Source organism: Arthrobacter sp. D1-29 (assembly GCF_054130585.1).
Genome location: NZ_CP096383.1, coordinates 2,236,637 through 2,255,725, shown reverse-complemented (window position 1 = coordinate 2,255,725; position 19,089 = coordinate 2,236,637). Strand labels below are relative to the sequence as shown.

Annotated in this window: 14 protein-coding genes and 3 pseudogenes; 10 read left to right on the top strand and 7 right to left on the bottom strand. The window is 58.5% G+C overall.

Going from position 1 to position 19,089, the window contains the following annotated elements:
• Nucleotides 1-11 precede the first annotated feature (11 nt).
• From M1E17_RS10290 to M1E17_RS10265, 6 genes and pseudogenes are all read left to right on the top strand, one after another.
• Nucleotides 12-1,064 carry an NAD(P)H-dependent flavin oxidoreductase gene (locus M1E17_RS10290; protein ID WP_457967130.1) on the top strand — a complete coding sequence of 351 codons (1,053 nt, stop codon included), beginning with the start codon at nucleotides 12-14 and terminating at the stop codon, nucleotides 1,062-1,064.
• A 103-nt stretch (nucleotides 1,065-1,167) separates the two neighbouring features.
• Nucleotides 1,168-2,709: a class I adenylate-forming enzyme family protein gene (locus M1E17_RS10285; RefSeq protein ID WP_457967128.1), complete on the top strand. Its 1,542-nt coding sequence runs from the start codon at nucleotides 1,168-1,170 to the stop codon at nucleotides 2,707-2,709.
• 81 nt (nucleotides 2,710-2,790) lie between these two features.
• Entirely contained in the window at nucleotides 2,791-4,017 is a 1,227-nt protein-coding gene (locus M1E17_RS10280; protein ID WP_457967126.1) for an NAD(P)/FAD-dependent oxidoreductase, read from the top strand.
• A 58-nt stretch (nucleotides 4,018-4,075) separates the two neighbouring features.
• Nucleotides 4,076-4,561: a MaoC/PaaZ C-terminal domain-containing protein gene (locus tag M1E17_RS10275; RefSeq protein WP_457967125.1), complete on the top strand. Its 486-nt coding sequence runs from the start codon at nucleotides 4,076-4,078 to the stop codon at nucleotides 4,559-4,561.
• 177 nt (nucleotides 4,562-4,738) lie between these two features.
• Nucleotides 4,739-5,554 carry a polysaccharide deacetylase family protein gene (locus tag M1E17_RS10270; protein ID WP_457967691.1) on the top strand — a complete coding sequence of 272 codons (816 nt, stop codon included), beginning with the start codon at nucleotides 4,739-4,741 and terminating at the stop codon, nucleotides 5,552-5,554.
• Nucleotides 5,551-6,188, top strand: a pseudogene (locus M1E17_RS10265) (adenylate kinase). Before M1E17_RS10270 ends, M1E17_RS10265 begins: the two are co-directional and overlap by 4 nt.
• A gap of 286 nt (nucleotides 6,189-6,474) precedes the next feature.
• Here the strand turns inward: M1E17_RS10265 and M1E17_RS10260 are convergent.
• From M1E17_RS10260 to M1E17_RS10250, 3 genes are all read right to left on the bottom strand, one after another.
• A complete protein-coding gene (locus tag M1E17_RS10260) occupies nucleotides 6,475-7,167 on the bottom strand; it encodes a TetR/AcrR family transcriptional regulator (protein WP_457967123.1) in 693 nt (230 codons plus the stop codon).
• Nucleotides 7,168-7,207: 40 nt separating this feature from the next.
• On the bottom strand, nucleotides 7,208-7,963 hold the full coding sequence (locus M1E17_RS10255; protein WP_457967121.1) for an SDR family oxidoreductase: 756 nt from the start codon (nucleotides 7,961-7,963) through the stop codon (nucleotides 7,208-7,210).
• A gap of 718 nt (nucleotides 7,964-8,681) precedes the next feature.
• The gene (locus tag M1E17_RS10250; RefSeq protein WP_457967120.1) at nucleotides 8,682-10,349 is read right to left on the bottom strand and encodes a PucR family transcriptional regulator; all 1,668 of its coding nucleotides are present in this window, start codon (nucleotides 10,347-10,349) and stop codon (nucleotides 8,682-8,684) included.
• 350 nt (nucleotides 10,350-10,699) lie between these two features.
• Here M1E17_RS10250 and M1E17_RS10245 point away from each other — a divergent pair, with 350 nt between their 5' ends.
• From M1E17_RS10245 to M1E17_RS10230, 4 genes are all read left to right on the top strand, one after another.
• Nucleotides 10,700-11,938: an NAD(P)/FAD-dependent oxidoreductase gene (locus tag M1E17_RS10245; protein ID WP_457967118.1), complete on the top strand. Its 1,239-nt coding sequence runs from the start codon at nucleotides 10,700-10,702 to the stop codon at nucleotides 11,936-11,938.
• A 306-nt stretch (nucleotides 11,939-12,244) separates the two neighbouring features.
• Nucleotides 12,245-13,150 (top strand): nitrilase-related carbon-nitrogen hydrolase, encoded by a 906-nt coding sequence (locus M1E17_RS10240; protein ID WP_457967116.1) that lies wholly within the window; start codon nucleotides 12,245-12,247, stop codon nucleotides 13,148-13,150.
• Nucleotides 13,150-13,551 (top strand): acyl-CoA thioesterase, encoded by a 402-nt coding sequence (locus tag M1E17_RS10235; protein WP_457967114.1) that lies wholly within the window; start codon nucleotides 13,150-13,152, stop codon nucleotides 13,549-13,551. The genes M1E17_RS10240 and M1E17_RS10235 overlap by 1 nt, the downstream gene beginning before the upstream one ends.
• A 114-nt stretch (nucleotides 13,552-13,665) precedes the next feature.
• Nucleotides 13,666-14,028, top strand: coding sequence for a hypothetical protein (locus M1E17_RS10230; RefSeq protein WP_457967112.1), 363 nt, complete (start codon nucleotides 13,666-13,668; stop codon nucleotides 14,026-14,028).
• 322 nt (nucleotides 14,029-14,350) lie between these two features.
• Here the strand turns inward: M1E17_RS10230 and M1E17_RS10225 are convergent.
• From M1E17_RS10225 to M1E17_RS10210, 4 genes and pseudogenes are all read right to left on the bottom strand, one after another.
• Nucleotides 14,351-15,496: pseudogene (locus M1E17_RS10225) on the bottom strand (IS30 family transposase).
• Nucleotides 15,497-15,665: 169 nt separating this feature from the next.
• Nucleotides 15,666-16,550: pseudogene (locus M1E17_RS10220) on the bottom strand (IS3 family transposase); the annotation flags it as partial.
• Nucleotides 16,551-16,617: 67 nt separating this feature from the next.
• Complete coding sequence (locus M1E17_RS10215) at nucleotides 16,618-18,447, bottom strand: dipeptide ABC transporter ATP-binding protein (RefSeq protein WP_457967111.1); 1,830 nt, start codon at nucleotides 18,445-18,447, stop codon at nucleotides 16,618-16,620.
• Nucleotides 18,444-19,061 carry an ABC transporter permease gene (locus tag M1E17_RS10210; RefSeq protein WP_457967109.1) on the bottom strand — a complete coding sequence of 206 codons (618 nt, stop codon included), beginning with the start codon at nucleotides 19,059-19,061 and terminating at the stop codon, nucleotides 18,444-18,446. Before M1E17_RS10210 ends, M1E17_RS10215 begins: the two co-directional genes overlap by 4 nt.
• Nucleotides 19,062-19,089: the final 28 nt, after the last annotated feature.

The following is a 19,089-nucleotide window of genomic DNA, read 5'->3' as shown; positions in this document are numbered from 1 at the left end:
AAGGTGTATAAGTGATCAAGACAGCATTGACGGAGGCCCTGAGCCTCAAATACCCCGTCTGCTCAGCCGGCATGGCGCGTGTCGCTCAGGCCGGACTCGTCACCGCGGTCAGTAACGCGGGCGGCTTGGGATGCCTGGGCGGCGTCAGCTTCATGCCGGATGACCTTCGGGCCGAAATCAAGAAGATCGAAGCTGGAACCGACAAGCCCTACGCGATTAATCTCCTGCTGCCGGACTCACTCACCACCGAAGATGAAACACAATGGGCGCCAGTGCGCGAACTGTGGAAATCACTTTCCGGAGCCGACCAAGAAAAGATGGCAGGTGTAGAAGCGCTTTTGACGCCGGGGGCCGTAGCAGACCAGGTGCAGATCGTCCTGGACGCGGCACCTTCCGCGGTTGTTTTGACGTTCGCTACACCGGATTGGTTCATCAAAGAGTGTAAGGATCGCGGAATCACGGTGTTCTCGCTTGTCGGCTCAGTGGGCAAGGCACAGGAAGCTAGTGCAGCGGGTGTTGACTTTATTGTCGCTCAGGGCAGTGAGGCCGGCGGGCACACAGGATACGCATCTACTATGACCCTCGTCCCTGCCGTTATTGATGTGGTGGATCAGCCAGTCCTGGCCGCTGGCGGCATCGCCGATGGCCGCGGGCTGGCCGCCTCACTCGCTTTAGGTGCAGCAGGAGTCTGGGTGGGAACGCGCTTCATTGCCAGCCCCGAAGCTTACGGGCACGACAATTTCAAGAACCGAGTGGTGGGAGGATCCTTCAAGGACAGCACCATCACCTACTCATACAGCGGTAAGCGTATGCGTGCATTCGAGAACAAATGGACCTCGGAATGGGAGTCTTCGGATAAAAAACCCGCAGGCTTCCCCGGACAATACGCCGTCGCCGGCACGCGCGTCGAAACAGGATATCTGGACGGAGACATGGACTTCGGAATGATGCCGGTGGGCCAGACCATGCAGCTTGTTCACGAAATTCTGCCTGCTGGTGAGATCGTCGAGAATATGGCATCAGATGCAGAAAAAATCCTGCGTGGACTTGCAGCCGGAAAATAGCAGGCATCGCCAATAAGAAGGGCAAGCGGCCCGTTGAGTTCGACCAGTCCGGCTCAACGGGCCAGTTGGAATCTTCCAACTTAAAAAAGAAAGTGAAGCGGATATGAATGAAACGTCGCCGGAGCTAACGGATTGCGTCTCCGCGCTGGAATGCATCGCCGAACAATACCCAAATAATACAGCGATTGTCGACGGCGACACGTTCATGAGCTACAAAGATCTCCAGAGATCGATTGAGCATCGCTCAGCTGTGCTGCTTGCGGCCGGCCTCAAGTCGGGTTATCGCGTGGCCCTCGTCGCGGAAAGCTCAGCGGACTATCTCGCCACAGCCCTCGCTGTATGGCGCAGCGGCGGTGTCCTGGTTACTGTCTATCCTTCTTCTGGTCCAGAGGACCTGGAATATGCCATTGCCACAAGTGAACCTGCGCTGATAATCACCTCCGAAAGCGTTGATCCTGCGCATATCGCCCCTGCCGCGCGAAATGCCCCAATTGTCGATATCGTTGACTTCCACGTAACCAGTGTTCGGCACGACGCTCTACCCAACCCTGAGGGTCTTCGAGAACCCCTGTCCATGATCTGCTTCTCGTCCGGCACCACCAGCCGCCCGAAAGCGATCATGCTTTCTGCCACAGCCGTATATAACTGCGCAAACACCTACGGCGAAGTCTGGCACCTTTCACCCGAAGACAAGGCAATTATCTGTCTGCCGATGGCATGGCTCTATGGGCTTGCAAGCACATCTCTGGCCGTCCTGCTAAGCGGCGGGACAGTGGTGATAGTCCGGAGGGCTCGTCCAGACATGATTGCTCCCGCCATTGAGGAGCATTCCGCCACGTTCCTCGCCGGTGTGACGGCGACTTTCGGAAAGCTGGCCCAGTACGCTGAACTCCGAGCCGGGGATAAGCCGGCATTCCCATCACTTCGACTGTGCATCTCAGGCGGAGAGCCCAGGAACGAAGCAGCATTCAGCCGCTGGGAGGCCCAAACTGGACTGCCAGTTCTGGACGCGTACTGCGCGTCCGAATGCCTACCGCTGGTGACTTACGACCCCGTCGCGAACCCCACGCCCAAACCCGGGTCGGCAGGCAAGCTTGTGCCGCGGTCGAAGCTAAAGGTTCTCGACGCCGAGGGAGCGGAAGTACCAGCCGGGGAGGTTGGGGAAGCGTACTCGACTGGACCGGGGTTGATGCTCGGGTATTGGCGTGACGAAGAACAAACGAGGACTGTCATAACTGATGACGGCTGGTATCGCACAAAAGATCTTGTTCGGGTGGATGAGGACGGTTTCGTCTACGTCGTTGGTCGGCTCTCCGACGTCATCATCCGTGGCGGAACAAACATCTCGCCGGCAGAAGTTGAGCGTGTACTTCAGCAGCATGCCTCAGTTGGTGAAGTGGCAGTGGTTGGTCTTCCCGATGACGTCTACGGCCAGCGTGTTGTGGCCGCTGTCGTCCCCAGGGGCATAGCGCCTCTTGACGAAGCCGAACTGAAGGGATTCGCTGCGGCCCGCCTGTCGTCGTATAAGGTCCCCAGTGAGTTCGTCGCAGTCGACTCCCTCCCAGTGAATTCGACAACCGGCAAAGTCAATAGGCGGGACGTGGCGACGCTGCTGACAGCGGAGAAGAGCCAGGGCAGGGCATAACAGCCGGCTGCAGAAGCCGACAAATCACGAGACGGCACCCCGGATGAGTGTTGCTCGAAGACGAAGTTAGGACATGACGAAATGAACCTCGACAAGGCCGGTGTGGTTGTTGTAGGCGGCGGGATAGTAGGTGTAACAACCGCGTACTATCTTGCTTCAAAAGGGCACGATGTTGTGCTGCTCGAACAGCGGGAACTTGGCCACGGCGCTTCCGGGCGAAATCTCGGATTCCTCCACATGCAGAATCGTCATGGCGACTACGCCGTCGAACTGACCCGTGCGGGGAGGGCCCTGTACGACGACTTTGCAGACATCCTCGGGCCATCTTTTGAATACAGAAGCAACGGTGCCATGACGTTCTTCTATACGGACGATCAGCGGCGGGTCTATAAGGAATTCGTAGAAGCCAGGATCGCAGACGGATTCAAAGCCGAACTCCTTGACGACCAGGCCGCTCATGAAGCCGCCCCGATATTGCCGCCCGATGTTATTGGAGCCACGTTCAGCCCGGAAGATGGCCAAATTCGTACGCCGAAGTTCGTCCGTGCCTTGGCGCAGGAATGCCGCAGGCTCGGTGTTCGAATTCATGAAAACACGCCGGTCCTCGGACTCCTACGGAATGGCTCAAAAGTAGTCGGAGTACAAACAGTCGGCGGCAGCGTTTCAGCGGACAAGGTCGTTTGGGCAACTGGCGTCTGGTCTACAATGCTCGAATCAGAGGGTGTAACCGTACCCATCAAGCCACACAGGCTGGGTGCTGTCCTAATGGCTCCTGTAGAGGAGAAGCTCGATAAAATCCTGAATGGACCGCTTGCTGCGAAGCAATACGCCCACATCCGGAACCTCCCCAGTTACCGGGACGAGTACTTCACCTCCCCTTCAGAGGACCAATCACAGGGCCTCGAACACATGGAATGTGTGGCCAAGACCGAGGACGGGAATCTATTCATAGGCTGCCCGATGGACTACCCTGACCAACTCGACGACAGGATGCCTGCCGCCGCTCTAAAGTTGGCCATCGATTCATTGCTCACAACCTTCCCCAACTACAGGTCTCTCGGTATTGAACGTGCCTGGGCTGGCCTCGTCCCCGCCACAGCTGACTCCCTCCCGATCGTTGACGAGGTGGAGGAACTTCCCGGGCTGATTCTGGCCACCGGCCACGTCTACGGCAACTTGGCCGGCCCGATCACAGGGAAGCTGGTGGCCGAACTCATCTCAGGTGAGCGCCTCAGCCTCCCCCTGGACGAACTATCCCTCTACCGGCCGTCCCTGACCACCCCGGTAGACGGAGTCATTCGCTATTAGCACTCGCGCACGCCCCCCCACACAAGAGCATCCAGAATCTAGAGGAAGTGAACCTACTTTGACTACTCACACACTCGGCACGACCAATGAGTCAGCCGTACGCTACCTGGACGAGCTGGAACTTGGCCAGCAATGGACATCAGCAGGAAGAACCGTCACGGAGTTCGATGTCGTCACCTTCGCTACATGGTCAGGAGACATGCACCCGTTGCATACCAACGAGGAGTACGCCAAGACAACAGAATTCGGCACCAGGCTCTTCCATGGTCCCGGCGCACTTTCGATTGCCTTTGGGCTGGAAATGGCATTGGGATGGAAAAACGGCTCCGCGATCGCCTTTCTGGGAATCGACAACTGGAACCTCCGGGCCCCGATCCGCATTGGCGACACCATCAGTGTTCGTGAAGAAGTGATCGGCATCAAGCCGTCTGCCAGCAAGCCCGACCGTGGAGTTGTAACTACCCGCGTTCAAATTCTGAATCAGAACGGCGTGGTCTGCCAGGAAGGCGACTGGATTGTCCTCCTATCCCGTCGCCCGGCCTAGGCTGACGTCACCTGAGACAACATCCGTCAAGGCTGAATTCTCCTCGCCCGTAATAGAAAGTTGCCTGTAGTGCCTCTTCATCTACCTGACGGCAAACGACTCGCCGTTTCTCTAAGCCCCGATTTTGATGCCCAAAGCGTATGGCTAGGCACTTTTCGCTCAACATCCCAGTCTTTGATGTCCCGAGGTGAATTCGGTGCCCTAGTCGGCGCCCCACGACTCCTTGACGTCTTCCGGCGCTACGGAATTACCACGACATGGTGTGTGCCCACACATACCATGCAAACATTCCGCAGCTCGGTGGATGCAATTGTCGAGTCCGGGCATGAGATCGGCGCTCACGGCGTCTACCACGAATACGTGCCGGCACTCGATAAAGCCGAGGAAGAACGGCTGCTGGAACTGCAAATAGCTCAGCACGAACGACTCCTGGGTACGCGTCCTCGCGGATACCGCTCGCCTGCACTGGACGTTACCGACAACACGCTCGATCTCCTTGCGAAATTCGAGTTTGACTGGGACTCGTCCTTGATGGGCAGGGACTTCGAGCCATACCGGCCCCGGATGGTGGTCGGCGTTAGCGAGGAAGAGGGAAACACCTTCGGCCCAGAGAGCAGCGTCCTCGAGTTCCCGGTGTCCTGGTTCCTCGACGATTTCCCCGAACTCGAGTCTTTCAAGGGAAACACGCTCATGCAGAGCAACGAGACGGTTCTGGCTCGCTGGATTGACAGCTTCAATTTCGCATATGAGCGATGTGCCGGGGGCGCGATGACGTGGACACTACACCCGCAGACCATTGGTCGGGCACACAACCTCGTAATGCTCGAAAAGTTCCTCGATCACGTCACTTCATTTGAAGATGTATGGTTTCCAACGCTCTCCGAGCTCTTCACTTGCTGGCAAGACGACACTGCGCCAGCGACGGCATCCTCCCCCGCAGTTTCCAGGCCCGCGCTGAATGACCTCGGTCCGCTAGACAGGATGCTTCCATGATCAGAATGCTTCTCATAGGCCCCCCGGAGCTGGCAAAGGTACCCAAGCAACGTACGTAGTAAAGAGGTTCGGGATCGTCAGCATTTCAACCGGCGACATCTTCCGCGCAAATGTCAAGAGTCAAACCCGACTGGGCCAAATGGCAAAATCATATCTGGATGCTGGACAATTTGTACCGGATTCGGTCACGAACGGGATGATCCGTGAGCGACTGGGGCAGAACGACGCAGACAACGGATTTATATTGGATGGATATCCCCGCACTCTAGGTCAGGTTGACTATCTCGATGAGATCCTTGCAGATAAGGGCCACGAACTTGACCTCGTATTGCAGCTCTCTGTTGATACGGACGAACTGATCCAGCGCTTACTCTTGAGGGCCGAACGCGAAAACCGCTCGGACGACACAGCGGAAGTCATCAGAAACAGGATGGCACTGTTTTTCAATCAGACAACCGCCGTTACGTCCCGCTACCGCGAACGCGGCATCTTAGCGGAAGTGAAGGGGGTCGGCAGTATCTCGGACGTATTCAGCAGAGTTTCGACCGCCCTGGATCTGACGCTCGGGTCGTCGTTAAGGCAGACCACTACATTTGCGGCCGATGGCAGTCTCGAGCGGGCACTGCTGGTCTAGCTGCCACGCCACTTCTCAAAGAATTGGGGTCCTACTCTCCGCGAGACGGGTCCACCCTCCCGGAACAAACCGGGAGGATAGGGCGTTTCCGGCCCAGCCGGCCTGCCGGAAGAACAAGGTGCGTCACTGTTCACTCAGAGACCGGACTGGACCCTCCGGAAGCGCGAATGCCGCATGTGCTCCGGAGCCACTCGCGATCTCCGATTACGTTCACGAAACGCGGCTGTGCCAAAGCCCTTGACCGCTGGTCCCCCCTGCGGGTACCAGCGACTCGGACTTCCGTCATTCAGGATCCAGCGCGATAGCGGGTGAGCATGAGGGCTACGGCTTCGTCCACGATCGTGGTGTCGGCGGGGTCAGGCGGAATGAAGTCTGTCCTTACAAGTTGAGGCCACAGGAGCTGGCCGCAGATCATGCCGAGGAACTGTTCGGCGACTGCGGATGCAGACTGATGTTCGCCGTCGGCCGAACGGAAATCGAGTGTGCCAGCCTGTGCTTCGGCCTCCAGATAGACACGGAGCCGGTCGAAGAAGGGACCGCGGTCGATAGCGAAGCCGTTGCCGACGATGTCGGCAAGCTCCGGCATCTGGGGAAGTTCGGTGATGATGAGACGGCACAGCGCCGCAGTGCCGGTCCGCGAGATCAAGCAAGCGTAATCGCGGCCGATGTGGTCCAGACCGTACCGGGGATCACCGGGAGGAGGCGGGTCGGCGTACTCTACATCCAGCTGCCACTGCTCCGCGGTGACGGCCCCGAACAGCTCAGCCTTGGAGGGGTACCGTTTGAAGAGGGTACCGGTCGAGACGCGGGCCTCCGCGGCGATTTGGGCCAGGGAGGTTTTGTCGTAACCCTTCGCGAGAAAGAGGTCGCGGGCGGCGCGAATAATGCGCGCGCGATTCTCCGCTTTGATCTGCGCGTGATACCCGGCCTGGCACGAATCGCCGCCGGTTTCCGCTCGGTTATGGTCCGCCACCGTCATATCCACGCCCCTCACCCGTCTCCCAGCCGCATTCTCACCTTCAGAGGACGGTCTGACCACCGTCAAGGATAAGATCCTGCCCCACAGCGAAGGCGGAGACATCCGATGCCAGATACACGACAGCTTCCGCGACCTCCTCGGGCCTGCCCATGCGGCCCAGCGGGATGCCGGAGCTGATCGCCTCCAGAACCGCAGTCTGCTGCGCGGGGTCCTCGATGCCAAGTTTAGAGTACAGGGGGGTGTCCACCGGGCCGGGACTGACCGCGTTGAACCGGATGCCGTGCGACCTGAGCAGATCCGCGTTCCAGGACCGCATCAGGGAGCTGACTGCCGCCTTCGTCGCGGCGTAGGCGTTCGAGTGACCATAGCCGCCGTGAGCACTGTTGGACGCGTTGAGGATGACTGAGGAAGGGTTAGCCAGCACGGGGACCAGGGCCTGCGTGAGAAAGAAGACGCTCTTGACGTTGATGTCGAAGAGCCGGCCGAAACTATCCTCCGTGTGGTCCTCGAACGGCCGCCAGTCCGAGACGCCGGCGTTCAGGAAGGCAATGTCGAGTTCCCCGAAGTGCTCACGAACACGCTCTGCCAGGCCACGCTGCGCATCGAGATCGCGCGCATCGGCCTGCACCACCGGCACGTTGTCCCCGAGGATCTGACGCGCCCTGTCGATGCTGGCTGGGGTGATGCCTGTGACCAGCACCTCAGCTCCCTCCGCAACAAAACGCTGCGCGGTCTCCAGACCGATCCCACTCGTGCCGCCGGTGATGAGGGCGCGCTTGCCCGCAAGACGATTCATGTTGATTACTCCCTGCCGAATTTGATAAGTCGATTGACTTACCTCAAACGTAGCCCGCCACCTATCCCTCCGTCAAGTTGGTCCACTTACCATTCGGGTTTGAAGCGGTTTGGTCACCCCCCCCGCAGCTTCGAGGTTGTGCATCGGTGCGTTCGATGCCCCGGACATTGAGGACTTCGACCGCATCGATGGTGGGATCGTAGAGCACCGAGGTCCTTCTCGGTAGTTTGGCCCTCATGGCGTTTCACCGATTGATATGACCTGTTGCGGGCGTGAGGATGCCGTCGCGGACGGCCGGAAGGGCTGCGCCACTCCGATCGGAGCGCGATCGTCGACGTCGCGGGAATGATCAACATCTCAAGGAGGTTCATGCCGTTGAGGTCCAGGACTTGCTCGGGGTCATCTTCGAACTGGCCCTCCTACCCACTCGGGGTCGGGGACCCACTGCTACCCTTCGGCGCGGTCGCGAGCTAAATGTCAGCTTGTTCGGTTCCGAGTACTCCCGCGGGTGCGCCCAGTCGTTGGTAGACGTACCAGGCTGAATCTCCTGGCCCATTGCCGGTTCCAATTGAGAACGCGCACCAGCGAGGCTCGGGACACAGCGCCACAAAGCGGACTTTGGGTTCAGAGAAATGATGAGGACTGCATGGCACAGCGAGGATTCATATACCTTTACAATGCCGGCCACTCAGCTGTTTGACCCGGTCGCAGACGTGTTTCATCTGCCAGGTGCACGAACTACACCGGCTCTTTCGGTGGATGGCCTCGAGTAGGGCAGGACGTCACTTGCCTCGACGTCAGATGGTCTACGACTTCTCCCTGTATCGCCCGACGACCTGGGTCGCGGCTGTTGAATCTGTCCCAGCTCAAGGGCTGTCAGTGCTAAGAAGACGGAAGAGACGGCACCCGGTTCCCTCAAATTGATGCCCAGGATTTCCTCAGCCTTAGCTATCCGATACCGCAGTGAGTTGTGGTGGATCTCCAGATTGTCTGCCGCGGCATTGATGTTCTGAGCATGCTCAAAGTACGTCTGAAGACCTTCAACCAGCAACTCCCGCCCCTCCAAGGGCTTCAGGAACTCCTGGGCCCACTTAATCATCTTGTCGAATCCGACGTCAGCGAAAAGCCTCGTTGCATAGTTGAAGTCTTCGTAGGCCATGACCTTTGGACCCCGCGAATTTCGGCGAAGCGTCCGAACCGCCAGGTGCGCATCCTGGAAGGAGTCCAGAATGTCTCCTAGAGCGTGCACACAGCGGCCGATTCCAATGAGAGCGCCTGGGAGTTTGGAGCCTTCCGCCACGATCACTCGCCGGAAGGCCTGAACACTGCACTGCGCCGCTATCGTTATTGTCTTGTCCTTGGCGGTCATTAGGTACGCGATGGACTGCGACTCCAGCGCTTTGCCTAACATTTCCGACAGGTCCTCAGTCGCTGGCAACGACCGCGAAGCAACTGCAGGACGAATGGGCCGAAAAACAATGGTCCTCAACTCGTCGTCAAAAGACAGACCGAAAGCCGTGATTCGGGCAGCCAATTCGGGATTGTGAGGCTCGCGGCGCAATGCCAGCGCCTCCTCAAGCACGGCAGTGCGTATGGCCCGTTCTTGCTGTCGCGCTGCCACTGCCATTCGCTGGCTGGCCTCCACCAGGGTTGCCGCCACGTGAGCCGCCGAGGTTGAATGGCTATCCGGAAAATTCTTCCGCCGAGCCGTGATGACGAGCCAGCCGAAGTGTGAGTCAGCCTCGTCAGGAGCCGAAATTCGAGCTGCCACGCCACGCCAACCGTCCACGTCCACGTTTTGGGAATCGGCCTCGGTGCGGGCAATCTCTTCGAACAGAAGTGACATGGGTATCGGCCCGGTGGCCTGGACAGTACTACCAAATCTATCGATTAAGACGGCGGTAGCATTACACACATGCGCCAACCGGCTAAGGAGCGCCGGTATCGGCTCAGCCTCCGTCATCGATTGACTGAGCGCCCTCTGCAAGGAGGCCAATCTGCGTGAAACGGACTCCTCCGGAACCTGCATCGATCGGGAAAAGGACATCACGACGTTAGCGACGTTCAGGGCTGGATCAACAGCGATGACGACATGCTGCTCCCCGACAGCTTCAATCCAATCCGATAGTGCTAATTCAGACGACATGACGAAGAATACCCGTCCGGGCCCGTCGAGGCGGTGCCTGACCAGTTCAATAAAACTGTCGGCACCCGGACATATGACGACCGCATCGATGTCGGCGGGCAAGTCTTCCGGCTTCAGTAAAACAACAGCGCCGCGAACTTGCCTGGACTGCTGCGAAGCGGTCCCCGCGACAAGCTTCGCAGCAGGACCCAAGTCCGCCAGGACGGCTCCCAGTGGTATAGAAGTCGGATCATGAATCATAAAGGAACTCTTTCGGAAAGAGACCGGGACGAACGGCTGGCCTCGCCTGCCGCTTTCGCCCAGACTAGACTAGAAATTCAGCCATCCCCTTGTAAGAATTCTAACGCCGTCCGACGAACGTTGGACAAGAAACAATTACACCAGTGCTCGTGGGCGTCCTAACGTCGCAGGTAGAGACCTGAACTACATACAGCAGGCAAAAGCAGGGTCGTTTGGCGTGTAGGTCGTCTTGTATCAGTTGGACGCTGGACAATAAGGGTCAAGGACTTCTCATCCTGCCTTCTGATTCGACGATCTGGGAGGCTAACGGAGAGGACCACAGACAGTCCCTAGGAAGAAGGAATCTTGCCATGAGCGCGGACACACTTGCGACAGGTGACATTGTCGTCATAGGAGCAGGGATTGTGGGTCTTTGTACTGCTTGGGAGCTACGCAAACGGGGGTTCGACGTCGTCGTCGTTGAACAGCGGTTTCCTGCCTACGGTGCGTCAGGACGAAACCCTGGTTCAATATGGTTGCAGACACGGCGCGCAGGGGACGAACTGTCACTCGCTCAGGCCGGTAAGGACAAGTACCAAGACTATATAAGCGAACTTGGCGACGTGTTTGACTACCGCAATCAGGGTGGGCTTTTTTTCTTCGAGAATGACGTACAGGCTCGGGTTCTTGAAGATTATGCTGCCGATCGGCGGGCCGCCGGCCTGGACGCAACGATGATTAGTCGTGAAGAGGCTCAGAAGCATTCCTCCATCCTTCCGGAAAGTGCTCTCGGCGCCGTTTTTTGCGCCGATGATGCCCAAGTAGATGGTGTACAGTTTGTCAACGCACTCGCTAGCGCTTGTGTGCGGGCAGGTATCCGCACTTTTGAAAACACGTCCGTCCTTTCCACCCTGCGAACTGGCGAAACCGTAACAGGGGTCCGTACGGTCAGAGGCGAAATTCATGCATCAGGCGTGGTATGGGCAACGGGTGCATGGTCAACCAACCTTCGCGCCGAGGGGATCGATGTCCCCATCGCCACTGCAAGAGTGGGGCAGATGCTGACTCAACCCGTTGATACTCGGCTGAACGCGATTATGCATGGACCGAGGGGGGTCTATGGATGCGGAGCGCTTACTGACCTCCCCACTTATGACGCCAAGGTTTTTCCCGCACCAAACAGTTCCGGCGCGGGAACGAGCCCGACTGCGAAGTCCAGTGTCTCGTTCGTTGGATATGACGACTCGATCGCGCAAAACAGCGGAGGGTCGATATTCATCGGCAACAGTCTTGACGGCAGGGGTTCCCTCAATCCCCACATCAGCATGAACGCTACAAACGCGATGGTTTCAACAACCTTGGACAGATACAGAACCCTTGCTGAATTCGGCGTTACCGGTCTTTGGGCAGGCCTCGGAAGCGAAACAAGTGACCATATGCCAATCGTCGACCGAGCTGACGGTGCCTATATAAATACCGGTCATGCCTGGGGCATTACGAGCGGGCCTATATGCGGCCAGGTAATGGCGGAGATCATCGCTGGGGAATCCAGCAACTTTGCTGGTGCCTTGAAGATGGACAGGTCCTCACTCACAATCGCCGCAGACTAGAGTCAAGTCCCCTCTTTCCCCTTTCCAGGCAGAAGCCTTAGCGGCAGGCACAACGGCCCTGCCCTTGGCCTAAGGACCAAATGATTGGCCGTCCTTTCAGAATCCTTCTAGTGTTCAGCCTTTCGACGCTCCGTTAACGTCTATGGCATGGGTCGGCGCGGCACATGGATTGTCACAAGCAAGCCATGCCCCCCACTTGAATATTTTTTCTACGCCCTGCCGTCCACCTTGTCCGCGAACGCGGGACGAATTCAAGTAGAAGAATCGCCGAGCAGAAACGGCCGACTTCGCAGACAGGAGATTCCGATGACCAAGGCGTCACTCAAGGTAGCCACCATTCAGTTCGAGCTTCGGGCCGAGAGAACCCTCGAAGAGTATTTGGAACATATGGAGGGGCTGGTCAAGCGCGCGGCGCAGCAACAAGCCGAACTTGTGCTTTTCCCCGAGCTCGCAAGCACGGGGCTCCTCGGAGCAGTCACCGATCACGAAGTGACAACCAACACAATTACATCGGATTACTGGAAGTTCCTGCCCGAGTTTACAGATGGCCTCGTTCAAGGCATGCGCCGGATGGCTCGCGAGAATAACATCGTGGTTGCTGGTGGAAGTCACAACCGGGTCGCCGAGGACGGATCGTTGCGTAATACAGCGTTCATCGCCCACCCGGACGGTCGAATTGAGTCCCAAGACAAAATTCACCTCACACCACAGGAGCACGCGCTTGGCGCCCGCGGAGGCGATGAACTGTTAGTAACAAAGATTGGGCCGTTCACAGTAGGGCTCCTGATCTGCGCTGACATCCAGTTTCCTGAACTCTCACGCTACCTGGTCCATAAGGGCGTCGACCTAATCCTTTGTCCTTCCCTCACCTGGAACCGGCGAGGCGTCCACCGGGTACGCACCGGCTGCCAGGCGCGTGCAATCGAAAACCAACTGTACGTCGTAATGTCACCGTTGTTCGGCACAAGCGGCATTCCGACCGATTCCCCGATGTTCGCGGTGGGAAAGGCCCTGATCGCCGGGCCCGTGGACAAGACAGTGGGAGTCAACGACGGGATCCTAGCCACCACTGCATCAGCTGATGAGGAAGTGCTGGTGGCCGACTTGGACCATGACCTGTTGGTTGCCTCACGGGCGCAACCCGAAGCACCCGGCCTGGCACTGCGGAGGCTGGATCTGTACGCCAAGCTGCAGGCAGAAATGGGGGCCTGATGCCGCTCTACCAGCATCGCGTCAGAAACCACGAGGTGGACTCGCAGGGGTTTCTCTTCAACAGCCGCTATCTTGAGCTCGCCGACGTAGCTATGACAGAGTTCTTCCGCAGTATTGGTTGGCCTTACCCGAAACTGGTCGCTGAAGGGACAGATCCGTCTGTTGTCAGCGCAGTTCTTTCTTTCAAATCCCCCGCTTACTTCGACGACAGTCTCGACGTTGACGTCGAGTGCCGAACCGTTGGAAACTCGAGCTTCAAGATTGACGTCTCGATTGCTCGCGATCGCACGGAGGTGGCGAAGGTGGAACTTGTTTACGTAAACGTGGACCCAGCTCAGGCCCGCTCTCGGCCACTTCCGGACGCCGTAGCGCAAGCACTTCTTGGCGCCATACAGGGCTGATCCAACACCCCCCTCTCCAAGTCTCGGTTACTATCCCATCTAGCTCGGCCAGCAAATCCCTCGGAATACGCTTTGCTGGCTATCGAATCACGAACGACAGCATATGGAGCCCCTATGACAACCGCTTTGAACCACAAACCCACTTTTGATCCAAGCAACGTTAACGACTTTGGTCCGGCAAAAATCGAACATCGAACGGCCGGAAGCGAGCTCAGGCAGCTTGGAACATACATTATGACCTTTCAGGAGAAGGGCTTCAGTGACCCGTGGACGGTTCAGTATGAAGAAACAATCTACGTGATTGAAGGTCAGGCTCGCCTGATCATAATCAACGGCGACCACAAGGAAGACCTAATTGGTGACGCGGACGAACTGCTTGTTCTTCCAAAAGGAACCACTGTCCAGTACAGCGCAACCCCTGGGACCCGGCTCTTGCTTTCCATCAGCCCAGTCCACTGGCGCCACGAAGTCGCTTAGGGTGAATCCCAGTATGGAAACTCCATATAGTGGAGGTCTCGCCGCGATCAATGTGGGAGCCTCGCCAAGGACTGGGACACCATCGTCAAGCACACCCTAGGGGTCTGGTAGAAGAAGGGCACAACGTGGTTCTCGAAAATGGGAATCATCGCTTCTCTGGAACCTAGACGCCTTGAGTTTCGACCGGAATATTATCTGGGTTACTTCATGGGTTGGGGAACGTCGCCTCTTCCACGCAGCTGACGGTTACGAGGTATTCCTTCAGCAGTGTCGGTGACGGTTGAAAGTGAGCCCGGCGGAATTCAACGGTCGTTGCAACTGTTTATGGTCCCGTCGAGGGTGAAGCCAGTCTAGCCAGGTGCTCCATGGGACTCTGCCAACCCAGGTTTGGCGTGGTCGCCGGTTGAGCTCAGCGGCGACCCTGGCGAGGTGTTCTGGGCTGTGGGCGCCCAGGTCGGTGCCTTTCGGGAAGTACTGGCGGAGCAGGCCGTTCGTTCTCGTTTGATCCGCGCTGCCAGGGGCGGGCCGGGTCACAGAAGTACACCGGGATCAGCGTCTGCCGCGTGAAATCCTGGTGGCAGGCCACTTCAGTGCCCTGATCCCAAGTAAGGGAACGGCGCAGATGGGCCGGGAGCCGGCTCATCGTTTCTGCCAGCCGGTCGCGCAGATTCTCAACCGCGGTTTCCCGCCTGATGTACGAGGATGATGAAGCGCGTGGTCCGTTCGACCAGTGTGGCGATGGACGAACGGCTGCCCTTTCCAATGATTAAATCCGCCTCCCAATGCCCTGGTACCAATCTGCCGATCACTTCGGCAGGCCTGTCCCGGATCATGAACATGTCCAGGAAACGCCTGGTCGGGTGCTCCTTCCGGCGGCGTGGCCGGCGTCCGGTCCGTCCGCTACGCAGGGATACGGCCGGGTCCACGGCTAGGTCCAGGCTTCCGCGCCCGTACAGGGCCTGGTAATCGTCTCAGGCACGATGTGCATTTCTTGTTGTCCGGGGAAGTCGGTGCGTAGGCGGTTGCTGATCTGGTGGGGGCTCCAGCGTTATTTCAGGTGTTCGCGCACGAACTCCGCAGCCCTGGGTTGCTCGCGATCTTCCCGCTTCGGTGACGGCTCCGTCTGCGCTCGGCACTGCGCTGCGCCGTCCGCGGACGGTAGTTGCCAGAGGGTTCATCGATGTTCCGGCGAATCTCCCTGCTCACGGTGGACGGGCTCCGCCCGAGCTCCCGGGCAATGGCACGGACGCTGAGCCGGGCATGCAAGAGATCCACGATCATAATCCGTTCCGACTCGGAGAGAAATCAGGCGGAGATCACGGCTGGGCTCTGATGGGAAAATGGCGGGCGTACTTCTTGATGACTCCGGACTTCAAACGACCGTGTGGCCGTGCCGCCATCGAGTGCCCGAACTACGGCTGATTCCTACGATCCGGCAGGCCTCAGAATTGCCCATTCCCTGTTTCATCAGCTGATCATAGTGAGCCCGGGCAGCGTTCTTTGGAGGGGCGCCCCGGGACCTTCTTGGTCTTTTCAGGTCTGCCAATTGCAACTCCTAAAGCTCAGGTGTTGCAACGACAACTAGACGCCAAGCCCGCGAAATGGCTCACTTTTCGACCATCGCTGACAAGCAGCCCTCTTTGCCGTCGAAGTAGGGACCCACGATCTGAATGCACCACGGTCCCTGCCGGACGGCGTGCCCGTACCGCGTTCTCCAGCGCGGACACCGCCAGGGACGACTTCATCCGCCAGTCCATCGAATACCCGACGATCCTCGCGGAATAGACGTACTTCACCGCGCAGAGGTAGAGCTTGCCCTCGGCCGTGGGGTGTTCGGTGATATCTGTCAGCCACAGCTCGTTCGGCGTAGCGGCGGTGAAGTCCCGCTCCACCAGGTCGTTGTGGACCGGTAGACCGGGTTGCCGGTTCAGTCCACGCTTCTTGGAGAAGACCGACCAGACGCCGTGGTCCCTGCAGAGGCGCTGGACCTTGTTCTCGCCTGCCAGGATGCCCTTCTCGGGGAGTTCGTCGGCGATGAACCGATACCCGAATGCAGGATCGTCGGCATGGATGTCCAGGGCGGTGTTAACCAAGTGCGCGTCTACCCAATCCCGTTCCGTGACCGGGCTGGCTCTCCACCGGTAATAGGGTTGCTTGCTGAATCCCAACAACCTGCAGGTCACCGCCACAGGAACACCGTCGGCGGCAAGATCCGTGACCAGCGGGTAGGTCATTTTGGGTTGATGTCCCGTGCCAGTTAGGCAGCAGCGCGGCGCAGGATCTCATTCTCCTGCTCCAGCAAGCGGTTGCGCTTCTTCAGCTCCCGCACCTCGGCCGACTCAGCCGCTGCCGGACCGGTCCCGGATTCTTTCCGTTCGGCCATGGCAATCCATCGCTTCAACGTCGTGACCGACAGCCCCGAAATCCTTCGCAATCTCCGCCAGCGGCGCATCACCCATGCGGGTCACATCAATAACGTCCTGGCGGAACTCCGCCCCATAAGCCGTGGGCGTGGTCAACATCCTTCCACGAGCAACAGCTCGTTAGGTCAAGGAGTCAACAAAACCGGGGGCAGTCCCGTGCGACTTTTCAGGTATGTGGGCTCCTTGCGTCAACTCCATAGCTTTGGGGCCTAAACATCGGGATGGCGTCAACCAGTTCACGCGTGTAGTCGTCCGCAGGCGACTCGAATAGTTGGGCGACCCGACCGATCTCTCTGACTATGCCCTTCTGCAAAACGAGCGCACGATGGGCTATTGCGCGCACTACCGCAAGGTCATGGGTAACGAACACAACAGAAGTGCCATGCTCAGCAGACAGCCCGGAAAGGAGATCGAGTATCGCAGCCTGCACAGACACATCAAGTGCTGAGGTGATTTCGTCGGCAAGAATCAGCCGTGGATTCGTCACGAAAGCCCGCGCGATTGCTATGCGTTGCTTCTGCCCGCCAGACAGCTCACTTGGGCGGCGATGAACCATTGATTCCGGAAGATTTACGTCCGCCAGAATTTTACGCACTCGTTCTTCACGGTCGGCTTTGGATAGCTCGGGCTCAAAGAGTTGCAGTGGCCTTGTGACGAGGCTCAATACGTCGTGCCGCGGGTTCAGAGACATGTCGGGGTTTTGGAAGACTATTTGTACATCACGCCGCGCCGAGCGTGACCTCTTTCCCACGTCCGGGGCCAGTGCGGCGCCGTCAAACTGAATTTCTCCGCTGCTGCGAGGGTGCAGTCCCGCAATGGCACGCAGAAGAGTTGATTTTCCGCTGCCCGATTCACCGACCAAGGCGAGCGTCTCGCCCGGAGCGACGCTAAAAGTGACCCCCTTGACTACAGGCGTCGCGCCACCACGCGAGCCGTACTCGCACCACACATCATCAACAGAAAGCAACGAGGCCGAATCCTCGATCGCTCCTAGAACTCCAGCTCGGTCACTGATCGCAAGACTTTCGAAATTGCCGGCTCGCAGGCACCTGACGTTGTGGGATGGTCGCACCGGCAAGAGGTTCGGGTTGGATTCTGAGCAGCTCTTAATACTGAACTGGCAGCGCGGTGCGAAAGGACAGGCTCCAGCTACAACTCCCGACGGCGGCGCCCCGGGGATCCCTGATAGTGCACGAGTACCGGTTGCGTCCGGAACGGCCGCCAGCAGCGCCCTGGTGTATGGGTGCTCTGGGCGTGACATCAATTCTCCCGCCGGACCGGACTCTATGACTTGGCCTGCGTACATAATTGCGATTCGGTCGGCGACCTCCGCGAGGAGAGGCAGGTCATGGCTCACGAACAGGGCAGCAGTCTGGTGTTCCTCTACCACGCGCTTGAGAAGTTTGACGATTCTTGCCTGCGTGGTCACGTCCAACCCAGTCGTCGGCTCGTCGAGGATCAACACCTCGGGATTGCATGAGATAGCAATCGCCAGGTTGATGCGCTGTTGCTGACCACCACTGAACTGATGCGGATAACGTCGAAGGGCGGCCTCCGGATTAGGAACGCCGACCTCCTTCAAAAGTTCGACTTGCCTGTCATGGTTGGCTTGTCCGGTTAGCCCGAGGTGGATCTTCATGGGCTCGGCCATCTGATGCCCAATTGTCAACGCTGGAGTCAATCCATTCGACGATGCTTGGGGCATGTAGACTACCTTGCTGCCCCATATGCGCCGAAGTTGTGCAAGGGGGATGTTCAGCAGATCAATGTCCCCGAGCTTTGACTCGCCAGCGGGCACTTGCATGGCACCGGGCCGATAGCCGATCGCCGCCAAGGCCGTCGTGCTCTTACCGCAGCCGGATTCGCCCGCCATTCCGAGGATCTTTCCTCGCTCCAGCACGAAATCGACGTCGCTCACGACCTCTTTAATGACGCCTTTCCGCAGGCCGTACCCTACTGAGAGGCCCCGCACTTCCAGTGCGACCGAGGTACTCATAGCATGAAGTCCTTAGTGGTGTCGTTGTTGACGTGGGAGATGATCGAATCTGCGATCAGGTTGAGGCCAACCGACAGAGCGGCGATGCCGACTACCGGCGCGAGAGCCGCCCAGGGCTGAATCTGCACGTACCCCAGGCTGGTCGCGATAGAGAGGGCCCAGTCAGGCGAGGGTGGCGTAGCTCCAAGACCAAGGAAATTGAGGGCTGCGACGAAGAGCACTCCGTAGGTGATCCGGAGGGCAAGATCCGAGACGAGCGGTCCGACGATATTCGGGGCGATCTCCCGCACGACAATGGAAACAGCACGCTCCCCGCGTGCTCGCGCGGCCTGGACATAATCGGCCGTGACAACTCCGAGTGTTGCTCCCCGGGCAACTCTTCCGATTGGCGGTACGAAGACTACAGCCACTGTAATCAACAGGACTGTCGGCGACGAGCCGAATCCAGCTATCACGGAAAGAGCAATAAGCAGGGGCGGAAGAGTCAGGAGCACGTCGAAGACTCGGGCAACCACCTTATCGAGCACTCCCCCAACATATGCAGCAACCATCCCCAACAAGCCCCCGGTGATCGTCGCCAGTGCAACGGCCGCGAGGGGAATCAGCAACACCATCTGGCCGCCCAGTAGGAATCGGCTGAAA

Bases quoted from the DNA above. Each gene is read 5' to 3' on its own strand.
- M1E17_RS10285 (WP_457967128.1), top strand. From the start codon at position 1,168: ATGAATGAAACGTCGCCGGAGCTAACGGATTGCGTCTCCGCGCTGGAA.
- M1E17_RS10280 (WP_457967126.1), top strand. From the start codon at position 2,791: ATGAACCTCGACAAGGCCGGTGTGGTTGTTGTAGGCGGCGGGATAGTA.
- M1E17_RS10270 (WP_457967691.1), top strand. From the start codon at position 4,739: ATGTCCCGAGGTGAATTCGGTGCCCTAGTCGGCGCCCCACGACTCCTT.
- M1E17_RS10260 (WP_457967123.1), bottom strand. From the start codon at position 7,167: ATGACGGTGGCGGACCATAACCGAGCGGAAACCGGCGGCGATTCGTGC.
- M1E17_RS10255 (WP_457967121.1), bottom strand. From the start codon at position 7,963: ATGAATCGTCTTGCGGGCAAGCGCGCCCTCATCACCGGCGGCACGAGT.
- M1E17_RS10250 (WP_457967120.1), bottom strand. From the start codon at position 10,349: ATGATTCATGATCCGACTTCTATACCACTGGGAGCCGTCCTGGCGGAC.
- M1E17_RS10245 (WP_457967118.1), top strand. From the start codon at position 10,700: ATGAGCGCGGACACACTTGCGACAGGTGACATTGTCGTCATAGGAGCA.
- M1E17_RS10240 (WP_457967116.1), top strand. From the start codon at position 12,245: ATGACCAAGGCGTCACTCAAGGTAGCCACCATTCAGTTCGAGCTTCGG.
- M1E17_RS10235 (WP_457967114.1), top strand. From the start codon at position 13,150: ATGCCGCTCTACCAGCATCGCGTCAGAAACCACGAGGTGGACTCGCAG.
- M1E17_RS10230 (WP_457967112.1), top strand. From the start codon at position 13,666: ATGACAACCGCTTTGAACCACAAACCCACTTTTGATCCAAGCAACGTT.
- M1E17_RS10215 (WP_457967111.1), bottom strand. From the start codon at position 18,447: ATGAGTACCTCGGTCGCACTGGAAGTGCGGGGCCTCTCAGTAGGGTAC.
- M1E17_RS10210 (WP_457967109.1), bottom strand. From the start codon at position 19,061: ATGGTGTTGCTGATTCCCCTCGCGGCCGTTGCACTGGCGACGATCACC.